At 67.6% G+C, this 25,686-nt stretch carries 24 protein-coding genes; 21 read left to right on the top strand and 3 right to left on the bottom strand.

What is annotated here, in order from left to right; all coding sequences use genetic code 11:
* Positions 1-49: 49 nt before the first annotated feature.
* Positions 50-997, top strand: a complete 948-nt coding sequence (locus CXQ81_RS18375; RefSeq protein WP_101338105.1) for an ABC transporter substrate-binding protein — start codon at positions 50-52, stop codon at positions 995-997.
* A 36-nt stretch (positions 998-1,033) separates the two neighbouring features.
* Here the strand turns inward: CXQ81_RS18375 and CXQ81_RS18370 are convergent, their stop codons facing one another.
* Complete coding sequence (locus tag CXQ81_RS18370) at positions 1,034-1,957, bottom strand: AraC family transcriptional regulator (protein WP_101338104.1); 924 nt, start codon at positions 1,955-1,957, stop codon at positions 1,034-1,036.
* 104 nt (positions 1,958-2,061) lie between these two features.
* Between CXQ81_RS18370 and CXQ81_RS18365 the strand changes: the two genes are divergently transcribed.
* From CXQ81_RS18365 to CXQ81_RS18325, 9 genes are all read left to right on the top strand, one after another.
* A complete protein-coding gene (locus tag CXQ81_RS18365; RefSeq protein ID WP_101338103.1) occupies positions 2,062-2,622 on the top strand; it encodes a carboxymuconolactone decarboxylase family protein in 561 nt (186 codons plus the stop codon).
* Between the two features lie 62 nt (positions 2,623-2,684).
* On the top strand, positions 2,685-3,755 hold the full coding sequence (locus tag CXQ81_RS18360; RefSeq protein ID WP_101338102.1) for an acyl-CoA dehydrogenase family protein: 1,071 nt from the start codon (positions 2,685-2,687) through the stop codon (positions 3,753-3,755).
* The gene (locus CXQ81_RS18355; RefSeq protein WP_101338101.1) at positions 3,752-4,567 is read left to right on the top strand and encodes an ABC transporter ATP-binding protein; all 816 of its coding nucleotides are present in this window, start codon (positions 3,752-3,754) and stop codon (positions 4,565-4,567) included. The genes CXQ81_RS18360 and CXQ81_RS18355 overlap by 4 nt, the downstream gene beginning before the upstream one ends.
* A 189-nt stretch (positions 4,568-4,756) precedes the next feature.
* Positions 4,757-5,956: an ABC transporter substrate-binding protein gene (locus tag CXQ81_RS18350; protein ID WP_101338100.1), complete on the top strand. Its 1,200-nt coding sequence runs from the start codon at positions 4,757-4,759 to the stop codon at positions 5,954-5,956.
* Entirely contained in the window at positions 5,956-6,723 is a 768-nt protein-coding gene (locus tag CXQ81_RS18345; RefSeq protein ID WP_101338099.1) for an ABC transporter permease, read from the top strand. The genes CXQ81_RS18350 and CXQ81_RS18345 overlap by 1 nt, the downstream gene beginning before the upstream one ends.
* A 132-nt stretch (positions 6,724-6,855) precedes the next feature.
* Positions 6,856-7,746 (top strand): universal stress protein, encoded by an 891-nt coding sequence (locus tag CXQ81_RS18340; protein WP_101338098.1) that lies wholly within the window; start codon positions 6,856-6,858, stop codon positions 7,744-7,746.
* A gap of 23 nt (positions 7,747-7,769) precedes the next feature.
* Entirely contained in the window at positions 7,770-8,456 is a 687-nt protein-coding gene (locus tag CXQ81_RS18335) for a phosphoribosyltransferase (protein ID WP_101338097.1), read from the top strand.
* 157 nt (positions 8,457-8,613) lie between these two features.
* A complete protein-coding gene (locus CXQ81_RS18330; RefSeq protein WP_101338096.1) occupies positions 8,614-9,513 on the top strand; it encodes a polysaccharide deacetylase family protein in 900 nt (299 codons plus the stop codon).
* A 194-nt stretch (positions 9,514-9,707) separates the two neighbouring features.
* Positions 9,708-9,953, top strand: a complete 246-nt coding sequence (locus CXQ81_RS18325; RefSeq protein WP_101338095.1) for a hypothetical protein — start codon at positions 9,708-9,710, stop codon at positions 9,951-9,953.
* A 68-nt stretch (positions 9,954-10,021) separates the two neighbouring features.
* On the opposite strand, the gene CXQ81_RS18320 is transcribed toward CXQ81_RS18325, so the two are convergent.
* Positions 10,022-10,747 carry a cupin domain-containing protein gene (locus CXQ81_RS18320; RefSeq protein WP_101338094.1) on the bottom strand — a complete coding sequence of 242 codons (726 nt, stop codon included), beginning with the start codon at positions 10,745-10,747 and terminating at the stop codon, positions 10,022-10,024.
* A gap of 65 nt (positions 10,748-10,812) precedes the next feature.
* On the bottom strand, positions 10,813-11,670 hold the full coding sequence (locus CXQ81_RS18315; RefSeq protein WP_101338093.1) for a GNAT family N-acetyltransferase: 858 nt from the start codon (positions 11,668-11,670) through the stop codon (positions 10,813-10,815).
* 255 nt (positions 11,671-11,925) lie between these two features.
* On the opposite strand from CXQ81_RS18315, the gene CXQ81_RS18310 reads away from it, so the two are divergent.
* From CXQ81_RS18310 to argE, 11 genes are all read left to right on the top strand, one after another.
* Positions 11,926-13,398: an aldehyde dehydrogenase gene (locus CXQ81_RS18310; protein ID WP_101338092.1), complete on the top strand. Its 1,473-nt coding sequence runs from the start codon at positions 11,926-11,928 to the stop codon at positions 13,396-13,398.
* A 452-nt stretch (positions 13,399-13,850) separates the two neighbouring features.
* Positions 13,851-14,519: a haloacid dehalogenase type II gene (locus tag CXQ81_RS18305; protein ID WP_062825965.1), complete on the top strand. Its 669-nt coding sequence runs from the start codon at positions 13,851-13,853 to the stop codon at positions 14,517-14,519.
* A gap of 42 nt (positions 14,520-14,561) precedes the next feature.
* Positions 14,562-15,839 (top strand): FAD-binding oxidoreductase, encoded by a 1,278-nt coding sequence (locus CXQ81_RS18300; protein ID WP_101338091.1) that lies wholly within the window; start codon positions 14,562-14,564, stop codon positions 15,837-15,839.
* An 89-nt stretch (positions 15,840-15,928) separates the two neighbouring features.
* Positions 15,929-17,566 (top strand): ABC transporter substrate-binding protein, encoded by a 1,638-nt coding sequence (locus CXQ81_RS18295; RefSeq protein WP_009044028.1) that lies wholly within the window; start codon positions 15,929-15,931, stop codon positions 17,564-17,566.
* A 48-nt stretch (positions 17,567-17,614) separates the two neighbouring features.
* Positions 17,615-18,571, top strand: a complete 957-nt coding sequence (locus CXQ81_RS18290) for an ABC transporter permease (protein WP_085530768.1) — start codon at positions 17,615-17,617, stop codon at positions 18,569-18,571.
* Positions 18,568-19,443: an ABC transporter permease gene (locus CXQ81_RS18285; RefSeq protein ID WP_009044026.1), complete on the top strand. Its 876-nt coding sequence runs from the start codon at positions 18,568-18,570 to the stop codon at positions 19,441-19,443. The genes CXQ81_RS18290 and CXQ81_RS18285 overlap by 4 nt, the downstream gene beginning before the upstream one ends.
* A gap of 1 nt (position 19,444) precedes the next feature.
* Positions 19,445-21,286 (top strand): ABC transporter ATP-binding protein, encoded by a 1,842-nt coding sequence (locus tag CXQ81_RS18280; RefSeq protein WP_101338090.1) that lies wholly within the window; start codon positions 19,445-19,447, stop codon positions 21,284-21,286.
* Positions 21,283-21,591 carry a (2Fe-2S)-binding protein gene (locus tag CXQ81_RS18275; RefSeq protein ID WP_101338089.1) on the top strand — a complete coding sequence of 103 codons (309 nt, stop codon included), beginning with the start codon at positions 21,283-21,285 and terminating at the stop codon, positions 21,589-21,591. The genes CXQ81_RS18280 and CXQ81_RS18275 overlap by 4 nt, the downstream gene beginning before the upstream one ends.
* A complete protein-coding gene (locus CXQ81_RS18270) occupies positions 21,573-22,979 on the top strand; it encodes an NAD(P)/FAD-dependent oxidoreductase (RefSeq protein ID WP_101338088.1) in 1,407 nt (468 codons plus the stop codon). The genes CXQ81_RS18275 and CXQ81_RS18270 overlap by 19 nt, the downstream gene beginning before the upstream one ends.
* Entirely contained in the window at positions 22,976-24,130 is a 1,155-nt protein-coding gene (locus CXQ81_RS18265; RefSeq protein ID WP_101338087.1) for an FAD-binding oxidoreductase, read from the top strand. Before CXQ81_RS18270 ends, CXQ81_RS18265 begins: the two co-directional genes overlap by 4 nt.
* Positions 24,127-25,284 (top strand): acetylornithine deacetylase, encoded by a 1,158-nt coding sequence (gene argE, locus CXQ81_RS18260; protein ID WP_101338086.1) that lies wholly within the window; start codon positions 24,127-24,129, stop codon positions 25,282-25,284. Before CXQ81_RS18265 ends, argE begins: the two co-directional genes overlap by 4 nt.
* The last annotated feature ends 402 nt before the right edge of the window (positions 25,285-25,686 follow it).

Below are 25,686 nucleotides of genomic sequence, written 5' to 3'. Positions count from 1 at the left end.
AGCGTTATGTTCTAGAAAATCCGCTTTTCCAATCATCCAGGAATTTCCCATGACGCTCTCCCGACGCCTGCGCCGTCTGCTCCTCAGCACCCTGTTCGCGGCGCCCCTGGCCCAGGCCGCCGAGCCGCTGGTGCTGCATGTCGGCGACCAGAACTACTACAACGTGCGCGCCTCGGTGGAGGCCTCGGGTGTGCTCGAAGGCGCGCCCTATAAGGTCGATTGGAAACACTTCCAGGCCGCCGCGCCCCTGGCCGAAGCGCTGAACACCGGGGCCCTGGACCTGGGCTTTCTCGGGGATTCGGGCTTTCTGTTCCTCGCCGCGAAACAGGCGCCGGTGAAGCTGATCGGCGTCTCGCGGCAGAACCCGGACACCATCGCCTTGCTGGTGCCCAAGGACTCGCCGGTGCAGACCATCGCCGACCTCAAGGGCAAGAAGGTCGCCTACTGGCCCGGCGCCTGGAGCCAGCAACTGACCCTGCGCGCCCTGGAGCAGGCCGGCCTGCCGGAGGACCATGTCGAGTTCATCAAGCTGATGCCGATCGACGCCGCCGCGGCCTTGCCCCAGGGCAGCATCGACGCCTTCCCGGTGTGGGAACCCTATATCTCGCAACAGATCCTGTTCTCCGGCGCGCGGCCGATCCTCACCGCGAAGAACCTGATGCCCGGCCTCAGCGCCATCGCCGCCTCGACCCCGGCCATCGACAGCAAGCGTGAAGCCATCGCCGACTTTCTCGGCCGCCTGAAGCTGGCTCGCGCCTGGGTCGACAGCCATACCGACCAGTACGCCGACCTGTGGGCGAAAAAGGCCAACCTCGACCCGAACGTCTCGCGCCATTGGCTGCGCCAGGCGCACATGAGCATCGGCCCGGTGGACCCGCAGGCCGCCGCCGACCTGCAAAGCACTGCGGACTTCCTGTTCAAGGTCAAGGCGCTGCCGGCGCCCTTGGCCACCGCGACTATTGTCGACACTTCCTTTACCCAGGCCCTGAGCCAGTGACGCCTTGCCGGGGCCAGGTCACAGGCCCCGGGGCATTCAACGCCCTTCGTGCTGGCGCCGATAAGCCCCCGGCTGTACGCCCACGGCCTTGGCGAAGGCCCGGGTAAAGGCCGCGATCGATTGATAACCCACTGCCGCGCCGACCTGTTCCACGGTGTGGTTGGCCTTGAGCAACTGGCAGGCATGGCGCATGCGCAGCGCCAGCAGGACCTGGCCCGGGGATTGCCCGGCCAGTTCGTTGAAGCGCTTGAAGAAGGCCGAGCGCGACAGCCCGGTGCAGGCCGCCATGCTTTCCAGGGGCCAGGGTTGTTCGGGGTGTTCGATCAGCTGTTCCAGCAGCGCGGCGAAGGCCGGGTGCCGGGCCAGCGCCACCAGCCCGCCAAGGCCCTGGTTATCGGCCACTTGCTGGCGCAGCACATAGAGGAACAGCAGATGGCTCAGGCGCTCCAGCAGCGCCGAGGAGGGCGCGGGCGTGCGCCGGCACTCTTGCAGGATCAGCTCGAACAGGGCCCGCGCCGCACTCAGGGACGGGTCGCCGGCGCGCAGCACGATCCAGTCCGGCAGGGCGTCGATGATCAGCGACGACAGCCCGGACTTGAAATGAAAGAAGCCGCAGACCAGGCCCACGCCATCCTCGGCCTGATCTTGTGCGTGAGCGTCGAGCGCCTGCATGGCCCTGCGTGGCAGTTCAAGGGCGGCGCCATGCGCTTGGGCGCTGGACAGGCGATAGTCCAGGTCGCGCAGCAGGAACAGCGCATCCCCGGCATTCAGGCGCTGGGCCGGCTCATGGCCCTCGATATGCAGCCAGCAATGGCCCTGCACGATCAGGTGGAAGCTGGCCCGGGCCAGGCCGTGGGTGCTGGCGTGCCAGCCGCCGCAGTAGCGGCCGACATGGAACAGGCTGGCGTCGAGTTCGAGGCTTTCTAATAACCAATCAACCAGTGGGCTGGACGAAATCATCTAATGGAAACACTCAGGAGCAAGTAATCGCTACTTTAGAATATGGATCGGAATTCTTATAACCAACAGACTGGCCGGACACCAACACAGCAGGAGTCCACCGCATGTCGCGCATCACTCTACACAGCCTGCAAAGCGCTCCCGAAGCGGCCCGGCCGTTTTTGCAGAACGCCCAGAACAACTCGGGGTTCATCCCCAATCTGCTGGGCATCCTGGCCAATGCCCCGGCGGCGCTGGAGACCTACGTTACGGTATCGGCGCTCAATGGCAAGGCCGAGCTGAGCCTGGCCGAACGGGAGGTGGTGCAACTGGTGGCCGCCACCACCCACGGTTGCGATTTCTGTGTGGCCGGGCACACTGCGGTGGCGCAGAACAAGGCCAAACTGCCGGACGAAGTGATCAGCGCGTTGCGTGAGCGCAGCCCCTTGCCGGAGGAAAAACTGCAGGCATTGGCTGCCTTCGCCACCGAAGTGATCGCCACCCGTGGCAACGTCAGCGAGCCGACGTTCGCGGCGTTCAAGGCCGCCGGCTACAGCGAGGGCAATGCCCTGGAAGTGATACTCGGGGTGAGCCTGGCGACCCTGTGCAATTTCGCCAACGTGTTCGCCCGCACGCCGCTGAACCCGGAACTGGCCAAGTACCGCTGGCAAGCGCCGCAGCAATGATGCAGCGGCTGGATTCAAGGCACGGCCGTTGGGCCGGTGCCGCGTAAAAAGGAGAAAACCACATGCTCAACCCCGCATTCAGTCAATGGCTGGACGCCGAGGCCCAGGCCCTGGATCTGGGCCACTGCGACCCGCAGCAGGTGCTGGCGCGGCTGGCCGAGGCGCAGGTGCTGCGCATCGGCATTCCGGCCGGGCAGGGCGGTAGCGACGGCGACCTGGGCGACGCCGTGGAGGCGCTGGCCGCGGTGGCCAGCCGTTCCCTGGCGGCGGCCTTTGTGTTCTGGGGCCAGCGGGCCTTTATCGAATACCTGCTGCACAGCCCCAACGCGGCCTTGCGCGAGCGTCTGTTGCCGGACCTGCTCAGCGGCGAACTGGCGGGGGCCACCGGGCTGTCGAATGCCATGAAGTTCCTCTCCGGCATCGAGGCCCTGCAAGTCCGCGCGCAGCCACGGGCGGGTGGTTGGAATCTGAACGGGCGCCTGCACTGGGTGACCAATCTGCGCAAAAGCGGTTTTGTAGTGGCCGCGGCCATCGAGCACGAGCAGGGCGGCGCACCCTTTATCCTGGCGATCCCCGCGGGCCTGGCCGGCTTGCAACGTTCCGAGGATTTGCAACTGATGGGCTTGCAGTCGAGCAACACCGCGGCGCTGGAACTGCAGCAGGTCGAGGTCGGCCACGACTGGTTGCTGCACGAGGACGCCAAGGCCTTTCTGCCAGCGGTGCGCCCGGCGTTTCTCGGCTTGCAATGCGGCATGGCCATCGGCCTGGCGCGGCGCGCGCTGGATGAAGTGCAAACTCATCTGCACAGCGGGCGTTCGATCCTGCGCGAGCCGTTGCAGGAGCAACGCCAGCAGTTGGAGGAGAGCGTCGCCGAGCTCAAGCGCGGCCTGTTGGAGGGGCGTTTCCTGACCCAGCCCGCGGCGCTGTTCCGGCTGCGCATCGCCCTGGCCGAAGCTGCCGCCAATGCCGTTCAGCTGGAGTTGCAGGCCAGCGGCGGCAAGGCCTACCTGAGCGAGCATGGCGGCGGTTTTGCCCGGCGCTGGCGCGAGTCGGCCTTCGTGCCGATCGTCACGCCGAGCCTGGTGCAGTTGCGCGCCGAATTGCAGCGCCAGGCCCGGGACGCGGCGGCATGAGCGCGGCCTTGCTCGAAGCCCGGCAGATCAGCCTCGGCTACCCCGGTGAAGCAGGCTGGCAAGCGGTGCTGGAAGGCTTCAACCTGCGCTTGCAGCCAGGGGAGGTGGTGTCGATCCTCGGCCCCAGCGGCGTCGGCAAGTCCAGCCTGTTGCGGGTCCTGGCCGGCTTGCAGGCGCCCCACAGTGGCAGCGTCAGCCTGCTGGGCCAGGCGCTGGACGGGCCGCATCCACGGGTGGCCGTGGCGTTCCAGGACCCCAGCCTGCTGCCCTGGCTGAACCTGGAACACAACGTCGCCTTCGGCCTCGATTTCGCCCGCCAGCCGGCGCTGGACACCCGGCAGCGCCAGGCGCGGATCGACCAGGCGATCGCCGAGGTCGGCCTGCAGCATGCCCGCGGGCATTACCCGGCGCAGCTGTCCGGCGGCATGGCCCAGCGCACCGCGCTGGCCCGTTGCCTGGCGCGCCAGCCGCAGGTGCTGTTGCTCGACGAACCCTTCGGCGCGCTGGACGAAGTGACCCGCGCCGACATGCAGCAACTGCTGCTCAAGGTGATTGCCGAGCACCGCACCGCGGCGCTGCTGATCACCCACGACATCGACGAAGCCCTGCTGCTTTCCGAGCGAATCCTGCTACTGGGTAACAGCCCGGCGCGGACCCTCGGCGAGTGGCGCATCGACCTGCCTCAGCCGCGCGCCGAGCTGGTGGAAGAACTGGGCGCCCTGCGTATCGAGATTCTCAAAACCCTTCGGCGGGCGAGCCGCGCTGCACAACCCCAAGCCTTGCTGCCTCAGCCTGCACCTCTGTCTCTGTAGGAGCGAAGCTTGCTCGCGATAAAAACGTCAGTGCGGCGCAGGGTCCCAGACACCCCGTCAGCGTTGAGGTCATTCGCGAGCAAGCTTCGCTACTACAGACGAGCCGGACGAGCCGGACGAGCCGGATGAGCCGCAAAAGGCGGTAAATGGCCGGGTTCAACCCCTTGCCCGAATGATCGGAGATACACCATGTGCCTGGATGACTTCACCCACAGCCGTCGCGACTTCCTCAAGCTCAGCGCCTTGCTCACCGCCGGCGGCGCCTTGCCGTTGCTCAATAGCCTGCAGGCCCGCGCCGCCGCGGAGCCGGACGCGCCGGTGCGCATCGGCTACCTGCCGATCACCGACGCCACGCCCTTGCTGGTGGCCCATAACAACGGCCTGTTCGAGGCCGAGGGCATCCGCTCCGAGCGCCCGGTGCTGTTGCGCAGTTGGGCGCAGGTGATCGAGGCCTTTATTTCCGGGCAGGTCAATGTGATCCACCTGCTGTCGCCGATGACCGTCTGGGCCCGCTATGGCAGCCGGGTGCCGGCCAAGGTGGTGGCCTGGAACCACGTCGGCGGCTCCGGCCTGACCGTGGCGCCGGGCATCACCGAGGTCCGGCAACTGGGCGGGCAGGCGCTGGCGATTCCGTTCTGGTACTCGATTCATAACGTGGTGGTGCAGCAACTGTTGCGCGACAACGGCCTGACCCCGGTGAGCCGGCCGGCCAGCAGCCCGCTGGCAGCCAACGAGGTCAACCTGCTGGTGCTGCCGCCGTCGGACATGCCGCCGGCCCTGGCCAGCAAGCGCATCGCCGGCTACATAGTCGCCGAGCCCTTCAACGCCCTGGCCGAGGAACTCAAGATCGGCCGGGTGCAGCGCTTTACCGGGGATATCTGGCGCAACCACGCCTGCTGCGTGGTGTTCATGCACGAGCAGGATTTGAATCACCGCCCCGAATGGTCGCAGAAGGTGGTCAATGCCATCGTCAAGGCCCAGTTGTGGACCCGCGACCACCGCGCCGAGGCCGCCAGTCTGCTGTCCCGCGACGGCGCCAACCGCTACACCCCGCATGCGCCCCAGGTGCTGAGCCGGGTCTTGGCGCCGAGTGCCAGCGAACGCCAGCAGTACCTGGCCGACGGCGCGATCCAGCACGCCCAGTGGGACGAGCAGCGCATCGACTTCCAGCCGTACCCGTTCCCCAGCTACACCGAGGAACTGGTCAAGCGCCTCAAGGACACCCTGGTCGAAGGCGACAAGGGCTTTTTGGCCAGCCTCGACCCGCAGCACACCGCCCGCGATCTGGTGGACGAGCGCTTCGTGCGCAACGCCATCGCGTCGGTTGGCGGGCTCAAGGCATTCGGCTTGCCCGACAGCTTCGAACGCAGCGAGGAGTTCAGCCTCTGATGGCCAAGCGATCCGCATCGAGCCTGCACGGGCTGCTGGGCGTGGCGGGGCTGCTGGGCCTGCTGCTGTTGTGGTGGCTGGGGGTGCACCTGTTCGGCGGCGCCGACGGGCTCGCGGCGCGTTTTTCGCCGGCGGCGACCCTGGCCAGCCTGCTGGAACTGCTGGGCCGCGCCGAGCTGTACGAGCATGTGCTGGTCAGCCTCCAGCGCATCCTGGTCGGCCTGGCGCTGGCCTTGCTGGTCGGCGTGCCCCTGGGCCTGCTGATCGGCAGCTACCGCCACCTGGAGGCGGCCACCACCCCGGCGTTCCAGTTCCTGCGAATGATCTCGCCGCTGTCGTGGATGCCGGTGGTGGTGATGCTGATGGGGGTAGGGGACCAGCCGATCTACTTCCTGCTGGCCTTCGCCGCAGTCTGGCCGATCCTGCTCAATACCGCGGCCGGGGTGCGCCAGCTCGACCCGCGCTGGCTGCAACTGAGCCGCAGCCTCAGCGCCACCCGCTGGGAAACCCTGCGCAAGGTGATCCTGCCCGGGGTGCTGGGCCATGTGCTGACCGGCGTGCGCCTGGCCATCGGCATTCTGTGGATCGTCCTGGTGCCTTGCGAAATGCTTGGCGTCAGCGCCGGCCTGGGCTATTTCATCCTCGATACCCGCGACCGCCTGGCCTATTCGGAACTGATGGCCATGGTCCTGCTGATCGGCGCCCTGGGCTTTGCCCTGGACAGCCTGGCCCGTGGTCTGCACCGGCGCTGGACGCACTTGCCGTAACGCCGCGACGGGCGCATTGTCAGTGGGAAGTCTGAAGTCATGCTGGCGTTCGATCCGGCGTTGACGCACTGGCGTATAGAGAAGCGGGCGCCGGTGGCCGGCGTGGGCGTCCAGCCTATCTGGAGGTGCGCCATGAGCCAGTATCAACGTTTGTTGCTGGTCATCGACCCGGCAATGCGCCAGTCCCCCGCGATTCCGCGTGCCGCTGCCCTGGCCAAGGCCAGCGGGGCGAGCCTGCATATCGCGGCCTTGCTGAAACCGGCGTCGATTCTTTCCCTGTTCGAGCACAACGTGCGCAATGAAGCGCGCGAACGTTACCGCCTGGGGCACCAGGAATGGTTGCAGGAGGAGGTGCATCGCCTGCGTGGCCATGGGGTCACGGTCAACGGCGAGGTGACCTGGGCTGACGACCTGCTGGAGGAAATCCTGCAGCACGTCGCGGAAATCCAGCCCGACCTGCTGATCAAGGACGTGCAGCACGAACCGGCGCTCAAACGCGCCTTTCTCACGCCGATGGACTGGCACCTGCTGCGCCAGTGCCCGGTACCGCTGTATCTCATGGGCCGCCACGGCCATACGTTGCCGCAAATGGTGGTCGCGGCGGTCGACCCGTCGCGGCCGGAGTACCAGCACAACGGGCTCAACGACCGGATCATCCACGAAGCCAACAGCCTGGCCCTGCAATGCGATGCCGAGCTGCACCTGCTGCACGCCTATGACGTGTCGTCGGTCTACCTGGGCGATGCCGGGGGCGGTGGCCTGGTGCTGGCGGACCTGACCCGGGAACTGCGGGTGACCCTGGAAAAAGCCTTCCTGGAACTGGCCGAGCGTTATGGCGTGCCCGAGGAACGCCGGCATTTCATCCTCGGACAACCGGTCACCGTGCTGGCCAACTTCGTCACCGAGAGCCAGGCCGACGTGCTGGTCATGGGCCGCGTGCATCGCCAGGGCCTGGAGAAACTGGTGGGCAGCACCACCGAGCACGCGCTGTATCAGCTGCCCTGCAGCCTGCTGGCGCTGTAGCCGGGCGCCTTGGGAGGTGAGACATGAGCGAATATCCGTCATTGCAGATGACCCTGCGCAACCGTCAGGCCGCCGGGCAAGGGCTGGTCGCGCCGTTGCAGAAATACAGTCGCCGGCCCGAGGTGATCGTGCTGGCGTTGCCCCGGGGCGGGGTGCCGGTGGCCTGGGAAATCGCCCGGGCCCTGGAGGTGCGGCTGGACCTGATGCTGGTGCGCAAGCTTGGCGTGCCCGGCCATGAAGAACTGGCGATGGGCGCCATCGCCAGCGGTGGTATCCGCATCCTCAATCAGGACGTCCTGAGCAGCCATCACCTCGGTGATGCCGCGCTGCAAGCGGTGACCGTACGGGAAACCCAGGAGTTGCAGCGCCGCGAACGGGTCTACCGTGGCGACCGGGCCGCGCCCGACCTGCGTGGCCAGGTGGTGATCCTGGTGGACGACGGGCTGGCCACCGGCGCCTCGATGCACGCCGCGGTACAGGCGACGCGCCTGCAGCACCCAGCGCGGATCGTGGTGGCCGTGCCCCTGGCGCCGCAGGAAACCGTCGACACCCTGAGTTTCGAGGTCGACGAGCTGATCTGCCCGATCACGCCCCTGTGGTTCGTGTCGATCGGCAATGGTTACGCGGACTTTGCCCAGACGTCGGACGAGGAGGTGATCGACCTGTTGCAGCGCGCCTGGCAGCGGCCCTGCGAAGGCGGTTCGGCATGAAGGCCCGGGCTGCCTGAACGCGGGCGCTCCGGAACCAAAACCGCCGTTGCCCCTCCAAGCTGTGCCCGGCGCTGCGCACAGGCCGGGCGAGGGATCCATGGGCGAGGGATTTTTGCCATTGAGGTGACGACCGCAACGGTCCGGCACAGGGCAAAACATGAAACAAGGCTTCAAGCTTCTCTGCGCAGTGTTGCTCGCCGCTGGTCTGGGCGGTTGCATCGCTGCCCCCATCGAAATGACCGCGCAGACCGAGCAACGCCTGCGCGCCCAGGCGCCGATCCGCTTTCTGTTGACCTTCGACGACGGCCCCAGCGCGTCCAGTTTGTACAACCCGACCGAACGGGTGCTCGACGACCTGCTCGACAATCCACTGCAACCGGCGATCAAGGCGGTGTTCTTCGTCCAGACCCGGGCCTCGCGGGCCGGCGGCAGCGACATAGGGCGGCGGATCATGGCCCGCGAGCACACCGAGGGCCATGTGCTGGGCTTTCATACCGCCACGCCGAGGCACACCAACCATCGCTCGCTCGACCCACCGGAACTGGAGGCGTCCCTGAACGACGGCAGCGCCGATATCGCGCTGATCACCGGTGTGCCGCCGAACCTGGTGCGCCCGCCATTCTGGAACTACGACAAGCGCACCTTCGCCGCCTACCAACGGCATGGCCTGCATGTGTTGCTCACCGACCTCAGCGCCAACGACGGCAAGGTCTGGGGTTTCAACGCCAGCCCACGGCGCCGGGCCAACATGCTGCGCCAGCTGTCGGAAGTGCGCGAACGCATTGCCCTGGGCCAGTTGCCGACGGTGGACGGAGTGATCCCGGTGGTGGTGACCTTCCACGACCTCAATCGCTACACCGCCCGCCACACCCGGGAATACCTGCAGATCCTGCTCGACAGCGCCCAGGCCACTGGCCTTGCGACTGCGCCCAAGCCGTTCTACGACGATACCGCGGCGCTGCAACGGGCGGTCATGGCCCGTACCGTCACCAACAGCGAACAGCCGGTGCGGTTGCCGGGGTTGTGGAACTGGCTGTGGGACAGGAATTCCCACTGAGCAGGCGTGACCGTTCGCATTGGGCAAGACATGACCGTCGGTCCGCCAGTGTCTCGCCAGGATCGAATAAAACGCTGGTTTTACAGTCACATGGGTGGTTGCAGGCGCCGGCCCCGCCGGTTCGCACAGGGCCCGCTGCGTTGCCGGGCTGCTTTGCCAACCCATCGTTCTGACCCAGGTTCTAGGACACTTCCATGAAGCGACTCGCGACACTCACCCTGACCCTTTGCTCCACGCTGCTGCTGGGTGGCTGCTACCCCCATTGGGACGACGGCCGACGCTACGATCGCGACCATGACGGTTGGCGCGACCACAGCCGTTATGACCGCGACTACTACCGTGACCGCGATCGTGACGACGACCGTTACGACCGCCGCTACGACCGGCGGGACAAGGACGGGCGTTATCGTCGCGACCGTGACGATGACGACGATGATTGAGTCGCCGGGCGCTTTTCGCCCGACCTGACAACGGCGCCCGAGGGCGCCGTTGTCGTGTGTGCCGGGCGTTACTTCACCGCATAGAACTTGCGCACATAGGCCGTGCTGTGCCACGCGCAGGGCGTGCCCTGGGCAACGAACAGCGTAGCGCCGGGGCCGGCGCTCAGGCGGCTGCCGTCCGCGCCCTCGAGGGTCACGCTGCCTTCCACCAGGTGCATCAGTTCATTGAGCTTGTGCGGCCGGCCGTGGCGGCGGTACGGCGTGGAATCCCAGACCCCGATCCGCAGGTCGCTGGCGTCGTCCTCGAAGGCGTTGCGCGAGCGGCATTGCGGTTCCGGGCCGATCAGGATCTGTGGTTCGGGAGCCGCCGAGGGCGAGAGCATGGCCCGCGGGTCGAGCAGCGTCAGGCCCGGTTCGGCGCCCGCCGCGGCACGGTTCACCGCGCAGAAGGCCCAGAGCGTGCCGGGCTCGGCTTCAAGCTTGAAGGCGCTGCCGCGGCCGATCACCACGCTGGCGCCGGGGGCCAGTTCCAGGGCCTGTTCCCCAGACGGCTCGGCGCTGTAGAGCAACACCTTGCCGGTGTGCACCACGAGCATTTCGATGTGGGGGAAATCCTCGCTGGCAAAACGTCCGCTGGTGCGCACGACACCGGCGGCAATGCCGTCGCTGCCGTTATAGGCGACCAGCCGATCGGCGCCGAAGGGGTCGTCACTGCCCAGGGCAGCAGGGGTGAACAGGCTGGCGTCGAAGCGGCCGTCGGCGCCTGCCAGCAGCAAAGCGGCGGGTGTGGACATGTAAAGGACTCTCTGGGGGTGTTGGAAAAAAAGCGCCGCGACCCAGGGGCTCGCGGCGTTGTGGGTCAACCGATGGCCTGGGTCACCAGGGCGAACTGGCGCACATTGCCGAGCGCCCGGGGCGGGGTGCCGCGGGCCATCTGCGCGACCTGGTCGACCTGTTTCAGGCCGGCGCTTTCCAGCCATTCGGCCAGGCCGCAGTCGGCCGGAATATCGATACGCACGAAAGCATCGGCAACCTTGCTCAGCAGGCTGGCGATCATCTGCCGGGCCTGCTCGGCGGTTTCCGCGACCACCGGGCCGATGCAGCGGCCACGGCCGAACGGCCGCAGCAGGGCAAAGGCGCGCAACTGGCCGTCGCGTTCGATGCCGACGCCATGCTCGACCACCGCGAACAGGTCTTCCAGCACCTGCTGGCGGTCCAGGCCGCTGCCGGCGTTGGCCAGGCTCAACTGGCGCAGGCGGTCGGCCTTGCGCAGCGGCCGGCAGCTTTCACCGGCGGGCAGGGCGCCCACCTCCGGCACCCGCACCAGGCCCTGATGCTGCTGGATCACGCCGAACTCGACGAAGCCCTGGCTGGCATACAGCGGCGCGCCGGCCAGGGTGGCGTTGAGGATCGGCGTGCGCGACTCGCAGGCGTGCAGGGCCTTTTCCATCAGGGCCCGGCCGATGCCCTGGCCCTGGTAGTCGCCGCTGACGATCACCAGGCCGATGGTGGCGTAGTCCCCCTGCAGGCAGGAGAAGGCACTGCCGATCAGGCGCTCGCCGTCTTCCACCACGAAGCCCTGGCCGACCCGCTGCAACATCGCCCAGTCTTCCAGGCGATGAGGCCACTTCAATTGCACGGACAGGGCGTGGGCCGCCGGCAAGTCGGCGACTGTCATCGGGCGGTACACATAAGCAGGGCGAGGGGTGGCGGACATGGCAAGACTCCGTGAAAAAGATAAGCGCGATCGTCGGCGATGCGCCTGTATCCCATCTGCGATCACGCCTGGCAAGAGCCCCGCGGCGATTCGGCAGAATCCCTAAAAGACCGGCCGGCAGACCACAGTAACTACTTAAAAGGGGCCCAAGGTCGGCAGCAAATGCTTGCGCTTTTTTCCTAGGATGGAGGCCTGGTTTTTACCGGCCGGGCCGGCCTTCGCCGACCTTATTGCCGCCTTCAAGTGGAGTGCTCCATGGATAGCTTCGATCCTCGTCTTGTCGCTGTGCGCAGCGCTCATTTCATCGCCGGCCAGTACCGCGACGCCGCGCCCGGGCTGGAGGTCTCGCGGCCGTCGGACGGCCAGGCCTACGGGCAGTTGCCAATCGCCGACGTCGGGCTGGTGGACGAGGCGGTGAACAACGCCTGGCAGGCATTCGCCCGCTCCGACTGGGCCAGCCGTCCGCCCCGGGAGCGGGCGCGGGTGATGCGGCGCTGGGCCGACCTGGTGGAAGCCGACGCGGCGATCCTGGCGCCGCTGGAGGCGGTGGGTTCGACTCGGCCGCATCAGGATGTGATCGGTTGGGACATTCCCTATGTCGCCGAAGGCATCCGCTTTTTCGCCGAGCTGGCGGACAAGCACGGCGGTTCGCTGGCCGCCACCCAGACCGACCGCCTGGGCATGCAGATCGCCGAACCCTACGGGGTGATCGCCGCCATCGCGCCGTGGAATTTCCCGCTGAGCATGGCCTCGTGGAAAGTCGCGCCGGCCCTGGCCGCCGGTAACGCGGTGGTGCTCAAGCCGTCGGAGCTGACGCCGTTTTCCAGCCTGCGGTTCGCCGAACTGGCGCTGCAAGCCGGGGTTCCGGCGGGCATCTTCAACGTGGTGCAGGGTGACGGCCGGGTCACCGGCGATGCCCTGTGTCGCCATCCGCGGGTGGCCAAGGTGACCTTCACCGGCTCCACCGCCACGGGGTCGAGCATCATGTCCACCTGCGCCCTGGTCGGCCCCAAGCCGGTGACCCTGGAACTGGGCGGCAAGAGCCCGCAACTGGTGTTCGCCGACGTGCCTGACCTCGCCAGGACCGCGCGCACCGTGGCCATGGCCATCACCGGCAACGCCGGGCAGGTGTGCGTCTCCGGTTCGCGGCTGCTGATCGAGCGCTCGATCATGCAGCCCTTCGTCGAGCACCTGCGGGCGTACTTCGAACAATTGCGCCCGGGGCCGACCTGGTCGTCGACCAGCACGCTGTCGCCGATCATTTCCCGGCAGCAGGCGAACCGCATCGACGGCATCGTCCAGCGTTCGCGCCAGGCCGGCGCCGAGGTGCTCTGCGGCGGCGGGCTGTTCGACGGCCTGGGCGGCGCCTATTACCAGCCGACCCTGCTGACCGGCCTGGACAACCGCAACCCGGCGGTCTGCGAGGAGATCTTCGGCCCGGTGCTGACGGTGCAGGCCTTCGACGACGAAGCCGAGGCCCTGGCCCTGGCCGAGCATGCCACCTACGGCCTGGCCGCCGGAGTACACACCGCCGACATCAACCGCGCCCTGCGCCTGGTCCGGCGCCTGGAAGCCGGCACGGTGTGGGTCAACCGCTATGGGCGCAGCAACGACTACATCCTGCCCACCGGCGGCTACAAGCGCTCCGGCATCGGCAAGGACCTGGGGCGCGAAGCCTTCGAGGCCAACCTGCGCTTCAAGAGCGTGCTGATCGATATCGCCGGCTGAAAGCCATGATCGGCAGGGGCGGGTGAACGGGGCGGTACGAAGTATGCATTGAACCTGCCGGCGCGGCCGCAGGCCGGCCGCCACCGGTTGGGGATCGATCGGCAGACACTCTGCGATTCAGCGAAACGGGCGCTTCCAGACGGGAGCGCCCGTTTTCGTTGGGGCCGGCGCAGGTTCTGCGGCGACCGGGCCCGGACTTGAGCCCCGGCGGCCGGCAAAGGTCCATAAAAGCGCATGAATACGGGCTTTGCCCAAGGCTGGCGCGCCCCGCAAAGTCTGCTGAGGGCGCCCCGAAAAACGGTGGTTTGTATCGAGCAGCCCGCGCTTTTAACGCCATCTGCTGATTTCACGGTGTTGTAATGAAGCTGTGATTGCAACGCTGCATCAGGGCTCCGGCAGCCGCGCTCTTGCGTGTCACGCCATGACCTCAACGAACTTCAGGACCGCACTCAATGAGCTTTCTTCGTCCCAAATTCATTACGTTCGACTGCTACGGTACGCTGACCAACTTCCACATGGGCACCATGACCCGCGAGCTGTTCGCCGACCGCGTCGGCCCTGAACAGATGGACCAGTTCGTCAAGGACTTCTCGGCCTACCGCCTGGACCAGGTCATGGGCGACTGGAAACCCTACGACGAAATCCTCAAGACCGCGCTGGCGCGGACCTGCAAGCGCTGGGGCGTCGAGTACCGCGGCGAAGGCCAGCTGTACTACGACGCCGTGCCGACCTGGGGCCCCCATCCGGACGTGCCGGCCGGCCTGTCGAAGATCGCCGACAAGATCCCCCTGGTGATCTTCTCCAACGCCAGCGACAGCCAGATCATGTCCAACGTCGACAAGCTCGGCGCGCCGTTCCACAAGGTCTTCACCGCCGAACAGGCCCAGGCCTACAAGCCACGCCTGGCGGCCTTCGAGTTCATGCTCGACAACCTCGGCTGCGGCCCGCAAGACATCCTGCATGTGTCCTCCAGCTTCCGTTACGACCTGATGCCGGCCCACGACATGAAGATCAAGCACAAGGCTTTCGTCGCCCGTGGCCACGAACAGCCGGCCAACGCCATCTACGGCTACCAGCAGATCCCGGACATCGGCGGCCTGGCTGGGCTGGTCGGGCTCTGATCGGTCATGGGCGCTCTTCAAGGCTGGGTCAGGGAGTCAGGCATGGGCAGTGAATCCTATTGGCTCGACAGTGCGCCGGCCTTCACCGGGGCACAGAGCGGCGCGCTGCCGGACAGCGTCGACGTGGCGATCGTCGGTGGCGGTTTCACCGGGCTGTCCGCGGCCCGCGCGCTGGCCATGAAGGGCGCCCGGGTGGTGGTGCTGGAAGCCGGCCGGGTGATCGGAGAAGCTTCCGGGCGCAACGGCGGCCAGTGCAACACCGGGGTGGCCCAGGATTACGCCGCCCTCAGCGCCAGCCTCGGCGCCGAACGCGCGCGGGCCTATTACCAGGCCTATGAGCGGGCGGTGCAGAGCGTGGTGGCGCTGGTGGCGCAGGAGGGCATCGGTTGCGACCTCAAGCGCAACGGCAAGCTCAAGCTGGCGGCCAAGCCCCTGCATTACGAAGGGCTGGCGCGCACCTGCGAGCTCATCCGCCGCGAGGTCGATGCCGATGTCGAGCTGCTGTCCGCCGAGCAGGTACGCGGCGAAGTCGATTCCGCCGGTTTTCACGGCGGCCTGTTGCAGCGCAACGGCGTGCAGATGCACGTCGGGCGCTTCGGCATCGGTCTGGCGCACGCCGCGGCGCGCCATGGCGCGCTGATCTATCAGGACTGCGCGGTCCAAGGCTGGCGGGGCAACAGTGGCGGCTACCGGCTCGACACCGCGCGCGGTTCGTTGCAGGCGCGGCAGATTCTGCTGGCCACCGGCGCCTGCCAGCATGGCGACCTCGGCTGGTACCGGCGGCGCATCGTGCCGGTGGGCAGCTTCGTGGTGACCACCGAGGTGCTGCCGCAGGCCCTGGTCGAGCGGCTGCTGCCGCAGCAGCGCTCCTATGTCACCAGCCGCACCATCGGCAACTACTTCCGCCTGACCCCGGATAACCGCCTGCTGTTCGGCGGCCGGGCGCGCTTCGCCATGTCCAGCCCCAGTTCCGATGCCAAGAGCGGCAAGGTGCTGCAGGCGGCCATGGTGCAGATGTTCCCGCAACTGGCCGGGGTCGCTATCGACTACTGCTGGGGCGGGCTGGTGGACATGACCAGCGACCGGCTGCCCCGGGCCGGCGAACGCAACGGCATCTACCACGCCATGGGCTACAGCGGCCATGGCGTGCAGATGTCGGTGCACATGGGCCAGGTCATGGCCGAGGTCATGGACGGCGCCAATCCATCCCTCAACCCCTGGCAAGACCTGGCATGGCCGGCGATCCCCGGGCACTTCGGCAAGCCCTGGTTCCTGCCGCTGGTAGGGGCTTACTACCGCTTCCAGGACTATCTGCACTGAGTTTGCTTCACCGTCGTTTTGCGTTTCCAGGACGCTCCGGTCAACCGCGAGCACTCGAGCCTTCTCATTATTCGACAGGTAGAACTGCTATGACTGACAACAAAGTCGATCCGCAACTGATTTCCGGCGAAGAAAGCCTGCGGGTTTTCGAAGGCCTGAACCGTGGCATGTCCCGCCGCAGCGCCTTGCGCATGCTCGGCGTGGCCGGTGTCGCCGCCGCGGGCGCCGGCAGCCTGTTCGGCAGTGCCGGCACCTTGCTCGCCAGCGACAGCGCGGCGCCAGCCAAGGGCAAGCCGGGCGGACGCATCCGCGTCGCCGGGATGTCCAGTTCCACCGCCGATACCCTCGACCCGGCCCGGGGCGCGCTGTCCACCGACTATGTGCGGCACTTCATGTTCTACAACGGCCTGACCCGCTTCGACAGCCACCTGGTGCCGCAGCTGGAACTGGCCGAGCGCATCGACAATACCGACGCCACGTTGTGGATCATCACCCTGCGCAAGGACGTGACCTTCCACAACGGCAAGGGCCTGACCGCCGCCGACGTGGTGTTCTCGCTGTCGCGGCACAAGGATCCGGCCACCGGTTCCAAGGTCATGCCGCTGATGGAGCAGTTCGCCGAGATCAAGGCCACCGGCACCCATGAGGTGCAGATCCGCCTCAAGGCGCCGAACGCCGAGCTGCCGTCGATCCTCGCGGTCTCGCACCTGCTGATCGTGCCCGAAGGCACCACCGACTTCAGCCAGGGCATCGGCACCGGGCCGTTCAAGGTCAAGGAGTTCAAGCCGGGCGTGCGCTCGGTCTCCGCGCGCAACCCGAACTACTGGAAGCCGGGCCTGCCGTACCTGGACGAGATCGAGTTCATCGCCATCGCCGACGAGCCGTCGCGGGTCAACGCCTTGCTCTCCGGGGACGTGAACCTGATCAACGAGGTCAACCCGCGTTCCACCGCGCGCATCGCCGCCAGCGCCGGGCACCGGGTGGTGGACGCGCCGTCTGGCAACTACACCGACCTGATCATTCGCCAGGACCAGCTGCCCGGCCAGAGCCCGGAATTCACCCAGGCGCTGAAGCACCTGCTGGACCGCGAACAGGTCAAGTCCGCGGTGTTCCGTGGCTACGCCGTGGTCGGCAACGACCACCCGATCGCCCCGGGTTCGCGTTACTACAACGCCGACCTGCCGCAGACCCCGTACGACCCGGAAAAGGCTCGTTTCCTGCTGAAAAAGGCCGGCATGGAGAAGGTCAGCATGCCGCTGGTGGCCTCGCCGGCCGCCACCGGTTCGGTGGACATCGCCGTGCTCCTGCAGCAGTCGGCCAAGCAGGCCGGGCTGACCCTCAACGTCAACCGCCTGCCCAGCGACGGCTACTGGTCCAACCACTGGATGAAGCACCCGCTGAGCTTCGGCAACATCAACCCGCGGCCGAACGCCGACGTGATCTTTTCGCAGTTCTTCCAGTCCAGCGCGCCATGGAACGAGTCGGGCTGGAAGAACGAGCAGTTCGACCAGTTGCTGATGCTGGCCCGCGGCGAAACCGACGACGCCAAGCGCAGCACGATGTACGCCGACATGCAGACCCTGGTGCACGACCACTGCGGCATCGGCATCCCGGTGTTCATCAGCAACATCGATGGGGTCGACCAGCGCATCAAGGGCTATGGCAGCAACCCCCTGGGCGGCTTCATGGGCTACATGTTCGCCGAGCAGGTGTGGCTGGACGCGTGAGGGGCGAAAGCAGGTTCCGTCGGGGCTGCAAGGCAGGAGGGAAGGGCGATGAATAGCAACACACTGTGGTTGATCGCGCGGCGCATGGGCGCCGCGGTCGTGACCTTGTTGATCGTGTCCATGGTGGTGTTCGCCATCACCGCGGTGCTGCCGGGGGACGCGGCGCAACAGGCCCTGGGGCAGTTCGCCACGCCGGAACAGGTGGCGGCGCTGCGCCTGAAACTGGGCCTGGACCAGCCCGGTGTGGTGCGTTACCTGCACTGGCTGCTCAGCCTGCTGGCCGGCGACATGGGCACCTCGGTGTCCAACGCCATGCCGGTCAGCGAGCTGATGGCCGGGCGGGTGCCCAACACCCTGATGCTGGCGGCGGTGACCGCGGTGGTCTCGGTGCCGCTGGCGCTGACCCTGGGCATCGGCTCGGCCATGGGCCGCGGCGGGCGCCTGGACAGCCTCCTGAGCTTCATCACCCTGGCCCTGGTGGCGGTGCCGGAGTTCCTGGTGGCGACCCTGGCGGTGCTGGTGTTCGCGGTGAACCTGGGCTGGCTGTCGGCCTTGTCCTACGCCAGCGAAACCCATTCGCCGCTGCAGTTCCTGCGCACCTACGCCTTGCCGGTGATGACCCTGTGCTTCGTCATCGTCGCGCAGATGGCGCGCATGACCCGCGCCGCGGTGATCGACCAGCTCGACAGCCCCTACGTGGAAATGGCCCGGCTCAAGGGCGTCAGCCCGGTGCGCATCGTGCTGCGCCACGCCTTGCCCAACGCCATCGGGCCGATCGCCAACGCGGTGGCGCTGAGCCTGTCGTACCTGCTGGGCGGGGTGGTGATCGTCGAGACCATCTTCAACTATCCCGGGATCGCCAGCCTGATGGTCGACGCGGTGACCAACCGCGACATGGCGCTGGTGCAGGCCTGCACCATGCTGTTCTGCACGGCCTACCTGGGCTTGGTGCTGATTGCCGATCTGTGCGCGATTCTTTCCAATCCGAGGCTGAGAAACCAATGACCAATCTCATGGTGAAGTCGACGCCGGCCACGCCCGACCTGGCGCTGGGCAAGGTGTCCCACGGGCCGTCCTGGCTCGGCCTGACCGGGGCCGCGATGTGTGTGCTGTGGCTGCTGGTGGCGCTGTTCGGCCCCTGGCTGGCGCCGCATCCGGTGGGCGAAGTGGTGTCCGCCAATGTGTTCGACGCCATGGGCGCGGCCTATCCGTTCGGCACCGATTACCTGGGCCGCGACATGCTCAGCCGGGTGCTGGTGGGCGCGCGGTTCACCGTCGGCCTGGCGCTGATTTCCGCGGTCCTGGCCAGCGGCCTGGGCACCGCCTGCGCCTTGCTCTCGGTGGTCGCGCCGAAATGGCTGGATGAGGTCATCAGCCGCCTGATGGACGCCTTTATCTCCATCCCCAGCAAGATGCTGGCGCTGATCATGGTCTCGGCCTTCGGCTCCTCGGTGGTGCTGCTGGTGTGCACCGCGGTGTTGAGCTTCACCCCCGGGGCGTTCCGTATCGCCCGCAGCCTGGCGGTGAATATCGAAGCCCTGGAGTACGTGCAGGTGGCCCGCACCCGCGGTGAGCGCCGGCTGTACATCGCCTGCGTGGAGATCCTGCCGAACATGCTCAACCCGGTGCTCACCGACCTTGGCCTGCGCTTCGGCTTCATCGTCCTGCTGCTCAGCGGCATGAGCTTCCTTGGCCTGGGCGTGCAGCCGCCGGACGCCGACCTCGGTTCGCTGGTGCGCGAGAACATCGGCGGCCTCAACCAGGGCGCGCCGGCCATCGTCATCCCGGCGCTGGCCATCGGCACCCTGACCATTGGCGTGAACCTGTTCATCGACAGGATCTCGTCGCGCCGCAGCCGCCGTCCGGGAGGTCATTGAGATGAGCCAGTTGATTCGAGTGCAAGACCTGCGGGTGGTCGCCGGCGGCGAGGGCGGCGAAGTGGAGATCGTCAAGGGTGTGAGTTTCGCCCTGGAGCAGGGCGAGGTGCTGGCGCTGATCGGCGAGTCCGGCTCGGGCAAGACCACCATCGCCCTGGCCCTGCTGGGGTATGCCCGCCGCGGTTGTCGCCTGGCGTCCGGGGTGGTGCGGGTCGGCGAACACGACATGCTGGCCCTGGGCGAGGAGCAGTTGCAGGGCCTGCGCGGCAATCGTGTGTCCTACATCGCGCAGAGTGCGGCGGCGGCCTTCAACCCGGCGAAGCGCCTGCTCGACCAGGTGCTGGAGGGCGCCCTGATCCACGGCCTGGACAGCCGCGCCAACCTGGAAGCCAAGGCGATCGAACTGTTCCGCGACCTGGCCCTGCCGGACCCGGAACACATCGGCCAGCGTTACCCGCACCAGGTCTCGGGCGGCCAGTTGCAACGGGTGATGGCGGCCATGGCGCTGATCAGCGACCCGCTGTTGGTGATCCTCGACGAACCGACCACCGCGCTCGACGTCACCACCCAGATCGACGTGCTGCGCGCCTTCAAACGGGTGGTGCGCGAACGCGGGGCCACGGCGGTGTATGTGTCCCACGACCTGGCGGTGGTGGCGCAGATGGCCGATCAGATCGTGGTGCTCAACGGCGGCCAGATCCTCGAACAGAGCGCCACCGCGCCGCTGCTCGAGGGCCCGGCCCACGATTACACCCGCAGCCTGCTGGCGGCCGCGCGCCCGGACTCGACCATTCGCCCGCCCAGCGATATCGCCGAGGACCAGCCGCTGCTGACCATCAAGGGCCTGACCGCCGGCTACGGCAACAAGAACCTGCAAGGCATGCCGATGATCCGCGTGCTGGAGGACATCGACCTGACCGTGCGCCGTGGCCAGGCCATCGGCGTGATCGGCGAGTCCGGCTCGGGCAAGTCGACCCTGGCGCGGGTGGTGGCTGGCCTGCTGGCCCCGGCCCTGGGCAACCTGACCTTCGATGGCCAGCCCCTGGGCGGCAGCCTGTCGAGCCGCACCGACGAGCAGTTCCGGCGAATCCAGATGGTGTTCCAGAACGCCGACACCGCACTCAACCCCATGCACAGCGTCAGCGCCATTCTCAGTCGGCCGCTGAAGATGTATTTCGGCCTCAAGGGCGCGGCGCTGCGCCAGCGCATCGACGAACTGCTGGACCTGGTGCGGCTGCCGCGCACGCTCGCGCAGCGGCGGCCCAACGAGCTGTCCGGCGGGCAGAAGCAACGGGTCAACCTGGCCCGCGCGCTGGCGGCCAAGCCCGACCTGATCCTTTGCGACGAGGTGACGTCGGCCCTGGATACCGTGGTCGGCGCGGCGATCCTCGAACTGCTGCGCGACCTGCGCCAGGAGCTGGGGGTGTCCTACCTGTTCATCAGCCACGACATTTCCACGGTGCGCGCGCTGTGCGACGACATCGTGGTGATGTACAGCGGGCACAAGGTCGAGGCCGGCAGCCGCGCGGCCTTCGGCCAGGCGCCGTTCCATCCCTATACCGACCTGCTGATCCACTCGGTGCCGGAGCTGCGCCAGGGCTGGCTGGAAAGCTGCGGCAGCACCTGCGCCAGCCTGCCGCCGATCGGCGCCAGGGCCAATGTGCCGGAGCTGTGCACCTTCCTCAATCGCTGCCCGGTGCGCATCGACGGCCTGTGCAACCGCACCGCGCCGAACCGCCGCGCCATCGACGGCGGCAGCGAGATCCTCTGCCACCGCGACAGCGGCGAGTTGCTGCAGAGCCAACAGAACTTCAATGGCATGACCGAGGGAGCCTACGCATGAAGGGGCGTTTTGTACGGCTGGGCGAGCGCGAACGGGCGCCGGTACAGCTGCGGGTGGACGGGGAGCCCATCGAGGCATTGCAGGGCGACACGCTGATGGTGGCGTTGCTGACCCAGGGGACGGCCCTGCGCCAGTCGGAGTTCGATTCCGGCCGGCGCGCCGGCTTCTGCCTGATGGGCGCCTGCCAGGACTGCTGGGTCTGGACCCGCGCCGGCGAGCGCCTGCGCGCCTGTTCCAGCGAGGTCCGCGAGGGCCTGGACATTCTCACCACACAACCGGAGGCGGTATGGCCACTGCACGGCTGAACATCCCGTCCGGCAGCGCGCCGCGGGTGGTGATAGTCGGCGCCGGCCCGGCCGGCACCCGCTGCGCCGAAACCCTGCTGGCGGCCGGCATCGTGCCGACCCTGGTCGACGAAAATCGCCGCGACGGCGGGCAGATCTACCGTCGCCAGCCCGAAGGTTTTCGCCGCGACTACGTCACCCTGTACGGCAGCGAAGCGCACAAGGCCCGGGCCCTGCACGACAGCTTCGAGCGCCTGCGCTCGCGCATCGACTATCACCCGGACACCCTGGCGTGGAACCTGACCCCGGGGCAGCTGTGCTGCGTCAGCCAGGGCCGGCACTTCACCCTGGACTACGACGCGCTGATCCTCTGCACCGGCGCCACCGACCGCCTGATGCCGCTCGAAGGCTGGCAACTGGCGGGCACCTACAGCCTGGGCGGCGCGCAGATCGCCCTCAAGGCGCAGTCGGTGTCCATCGGCCACCGCGTGGTGTTCATGGGCAGCGGGCCGCTGCTGTACCTGGTGGCCAGCCAGTACCTCAAGGCCGGGGCGCAGGTCGCGGCGGTGCTCGACACCTCGCCGCTAGGCAAGCGTATCGGCGCCTTGCCGAAGCTGCTGGCGCGCCCGGGATTGCTCTGGACCGGCATGAAGCTGCTGGCGCGGCTGTGCCTGGCCCGGGTCCCGGTGCACCTGGGCATCCAGCCGATCCGGGTACTGGGCGATGTCCAGGGCGGGGTCAGCCTGGTGCAGGTCAAGACCGCCAAAGGCGACAGCCTGGATGTCGAGTGCGATGCCCTGGCCCTGGGCTATCACCTGCGTCCGGAAACCCAGTTGGCCGACCTCGCCGGTTGCCGCCTGGCCTTCGACCCGGCGTCCAGCCAATGGCTGCTGGAACTCGACGAGGCCGGGCGCACCAGCGTCAACGGGGTCTACGCCGCCGGCGACGGGGCGAAGATCCGTGGCGCCGACGCCGCCGAACACGCTGGACGCCTCTCGGCGCTGGCTCTGCTCGAGGATCTGCAACTGCCGGTCAACGCCGCGGAACGGGACGAACAGCGCCAGGCCCTGGCGGTGATGGACCAGTTCCGTCTGGGCCTGGCCCAGGCCTTTCCCTGGCCGAGCGCCCAGGCCAAGGCACTGCCGGACACCGCCATCGTCTGCCGGTGCGAGATGATCAGCGCCGGCGAACTGCGCCGCACCGTGCGCGAGAAGGGCGCCTGCGAGGTCAACCGCGCCAAGGCCTTCAGTCGGGTCGGCATGGGCCGCTGCCAGGGCCGCTACTGTTCCCAGGCCGGGGCCGAGGTGATCGCCGCCGCGGCTGGGGTCGCGGTGCAGGAGGTCGGCCGGCAGCGCGGCCAGGCCCCGGTCAAACCCCTTTCGATGCTCACCGGGGAGGTGACGCCATGACCGTGCAACAGTCCGATGTGCTGATTATCGGCGGCGGCCTGATGGGCTCGGCGGCGGCGTTTTTCCTGCGCCGGCGCGGCCAGTCGGTGACCCTGCTGGAGCGCGACCAGATCGGCCAGTACGCCAGCGGGGTGAACTTCGGCAACGTGCGGCGCCAGGGCCGTTATCTCGGCCAGCTGGAGCTGGCCAACCGTTCCTGGGCTTTGTGGAAGCGCCTGCCGGAGCTGATCGATGACGACCTGGAGTTCATCGCCAGCGGGCATATGCGGGTGTGCTACCGCGAGGACGAAATCGCCGAGCTGGAAGCCTATGCCGCGGCGCCCGAGGCGCGTGAGCTGGACCTGCAGATCTACCGCGGCCGCGAGCTGCACGAGCGTTTCCCGTTTCTCGGGCCGGACGTCAAGGGCGGCTCCTACGCGCCCCATGACGGCCACGCCAACCCGCGCCTGGCGGCCCCGGCCTTTGCCCGGGCGGCGGTGCGCGCCGGGGCGCGGATCGAAGAACGCACCGAGGTGAGCGAGGTGCAGAAGGTTGGCGGCGGGTTCCTGGTCGGCACCAGCGACGGCCGCCAGTTCAGCGCCGAACGCCTGCTGATCACCGCCGGCGCCTGGGGCCAGAAGCTCTCCGAGCAGTTCGGCGAACCGGTGCCGCTGGACACCAACGGCCCGCAGATGGCGGTCACCGAGCCGGTGCCTTACGCCTTGCCGACGGTGATCGGGGTCTACACCAAGATCCCCGAGGAGGTGATCTACTTCCGCCAGATTCCCCGCGGCAACATCATCATCGGCGGTGGCTACCGCAGCAAACCGGACATGCTCACCAGGCGCGCCCAGGTCGAACCGCGCAGCATCCTCAACCAGATCCAGCAGATGCGCCGGCTGCTGCCGGGCGTCGGCAACCTCAACATCATCCGCGTGTGGAGCGGCATCGAAGGGTATCTGCCCGATTCGCTGCCGATCATGGGCCCCAGCGGCCAGGTCGACGGCCTGTACTACGCCTTCGGTTTCTGCGGCCATGGCTTCCAGCTCGGCCCGGGCGTCGGCGACGTGATGGCCGAGCTGATCGCCACCGGCAGCACCGGCACCTCGATCGACGCCTTTTCGATTCGCCGCTTCGCCGGCACTACCGCACAACGGAGCAAGGCCTCATGAAACCCCGGGTACTGGAGATCCTCAAGCGCCTGATCGCCTTCGACACCGTGTCCTCGGAGTCGAACCTGGCGCTGATCGAATACGTGCGCGAGCTGCTGCTGGGCAAGGGCATCGAGTCGCTGGTCGTCAAGGACGAAAGCGGGCGCAAGGCCAACCTGTTCGCCAGCACCGGGCCCCGGGAGTTGCCGGGGGTCCTGCTGTCCGGGCACACCGATGTGGTGCCCGCCGCAGGCCAGGCCTGGAGCCTGCCGGCGTTCCAGGTCACCGAGCAGGGCGGGCGCCTGTACGGGCGCGGCAGCTGCGACATGAAGGGGTTTATCGCCCTGGCCATAGACGCCATGCTCGATGCCGCGGACTGCACCTTGAGCCGGCCGCTGCAACTGGCGCTGTCCCATGACGAGGAAATCGGTTGTGTCGGCGTGCGACGGCTGCTGGACGTGCTGCACCTGGCGCCGGTGCGGCCGTTCCTGTGCCTGATCGGCGAACCCACCCATATGCAGTTTGTGCTCGGGCACAAGGGCAAGGGCTCGTACCGCGTCCATTGCCGTGGCCAGGAAGCGCATTCTTCCCTGGCGCCGCTGGCGGCCAACGCGATTCAGCTGGCCTGCGATTTCATCGCCGGTTTGCGCGAGAGCCAGCAGCGCCTGCGCGAGCAGGGCGCGCGGGACGCCGACTACGACATTCCCTACAGCACCGTGCACGTCGGGCAGATCGCTGGCGGCAAGGCGCTGAACATAGTGCCGAACCTGTGCACCCTGGATTTCGAAGTGCGTAACCTGCCGGCGGACGATCTCGAGCAGTTTCTCGAACAGATGCGCGAACGCGCCGAGCTGATCGTACGCGAGGCGCGCCAGCTTTCCGAGGTGGCGGCCATCGAGATCGAAACCCTGAATGTCTACCCGGGGCTGGAGACCCATCCGAGTGTCGAGGCGGTGCGTTTCCTCCATGACTTCGCCGCGCCCGGCACCGGCTACGCCAAGGTCGGCTTCGGCACCGAAGGCGGCCTGTTCAACCAGCGCCTGGACATCCCGGTGGTGGTCTGCGGCCCGGGTTCCATCGAGCAGGCGCACAAGCCCGACGAGTTCATCGAGGTCAGCCAGATGGACGCCGGCCAGCGTTTTCTCGAAGGCCTGCTGGGTTCCCTGAAACGCTGAGCCGGCCCCAGCAGCCGCTGCCGCAGGCTGCGATCGGGCGCTAGCCCGCCAAGCTGTATCCCGGATCGGCCTGATACACCGCGGTCAGCGGTTTTGCGACGGCTGCGCCGCCGATCGCAGGCTGCGCCAGCGGCTACATCGATCCCGGTTTTCCTGCTGAACGCCGAACCCTGTAGCCGCTGCCGAAGGCTGCGATCGGGCGTCAGCCCGCCAAGGCTGTATCCCGGATCGGCCTGATGCACCGCGATCAGCGGTTTTGCGACGGCTGCGCCGCCGATCGCAGGCTGCGCCAGCGGCTACATCGATCCCGGTTTTCCCTGGCGAACGCCGGCCCCTGTAGCCGCTGCCGCAGGCTGCGATCGGGCGTGAGCCCGCCAAGGCTGTATCCCGGATCGGCCTGAT

Origin of the sequence: Pseudomonas sp. 09C 129 (assembly GCF_002843625.1) — a bacterium.
GTDB lineage: Bacteria > Pseudomonadota > Gammaproteobacteria > Pseudomonadales > Pseudomonadaceae > Aquipseudomonas > Aquipseudomonas chlororaphis.
Note: the sequence above shows the minus strand (reverse complement) of the source record. Positions and strands in the feature narration are given on the sequence as shown.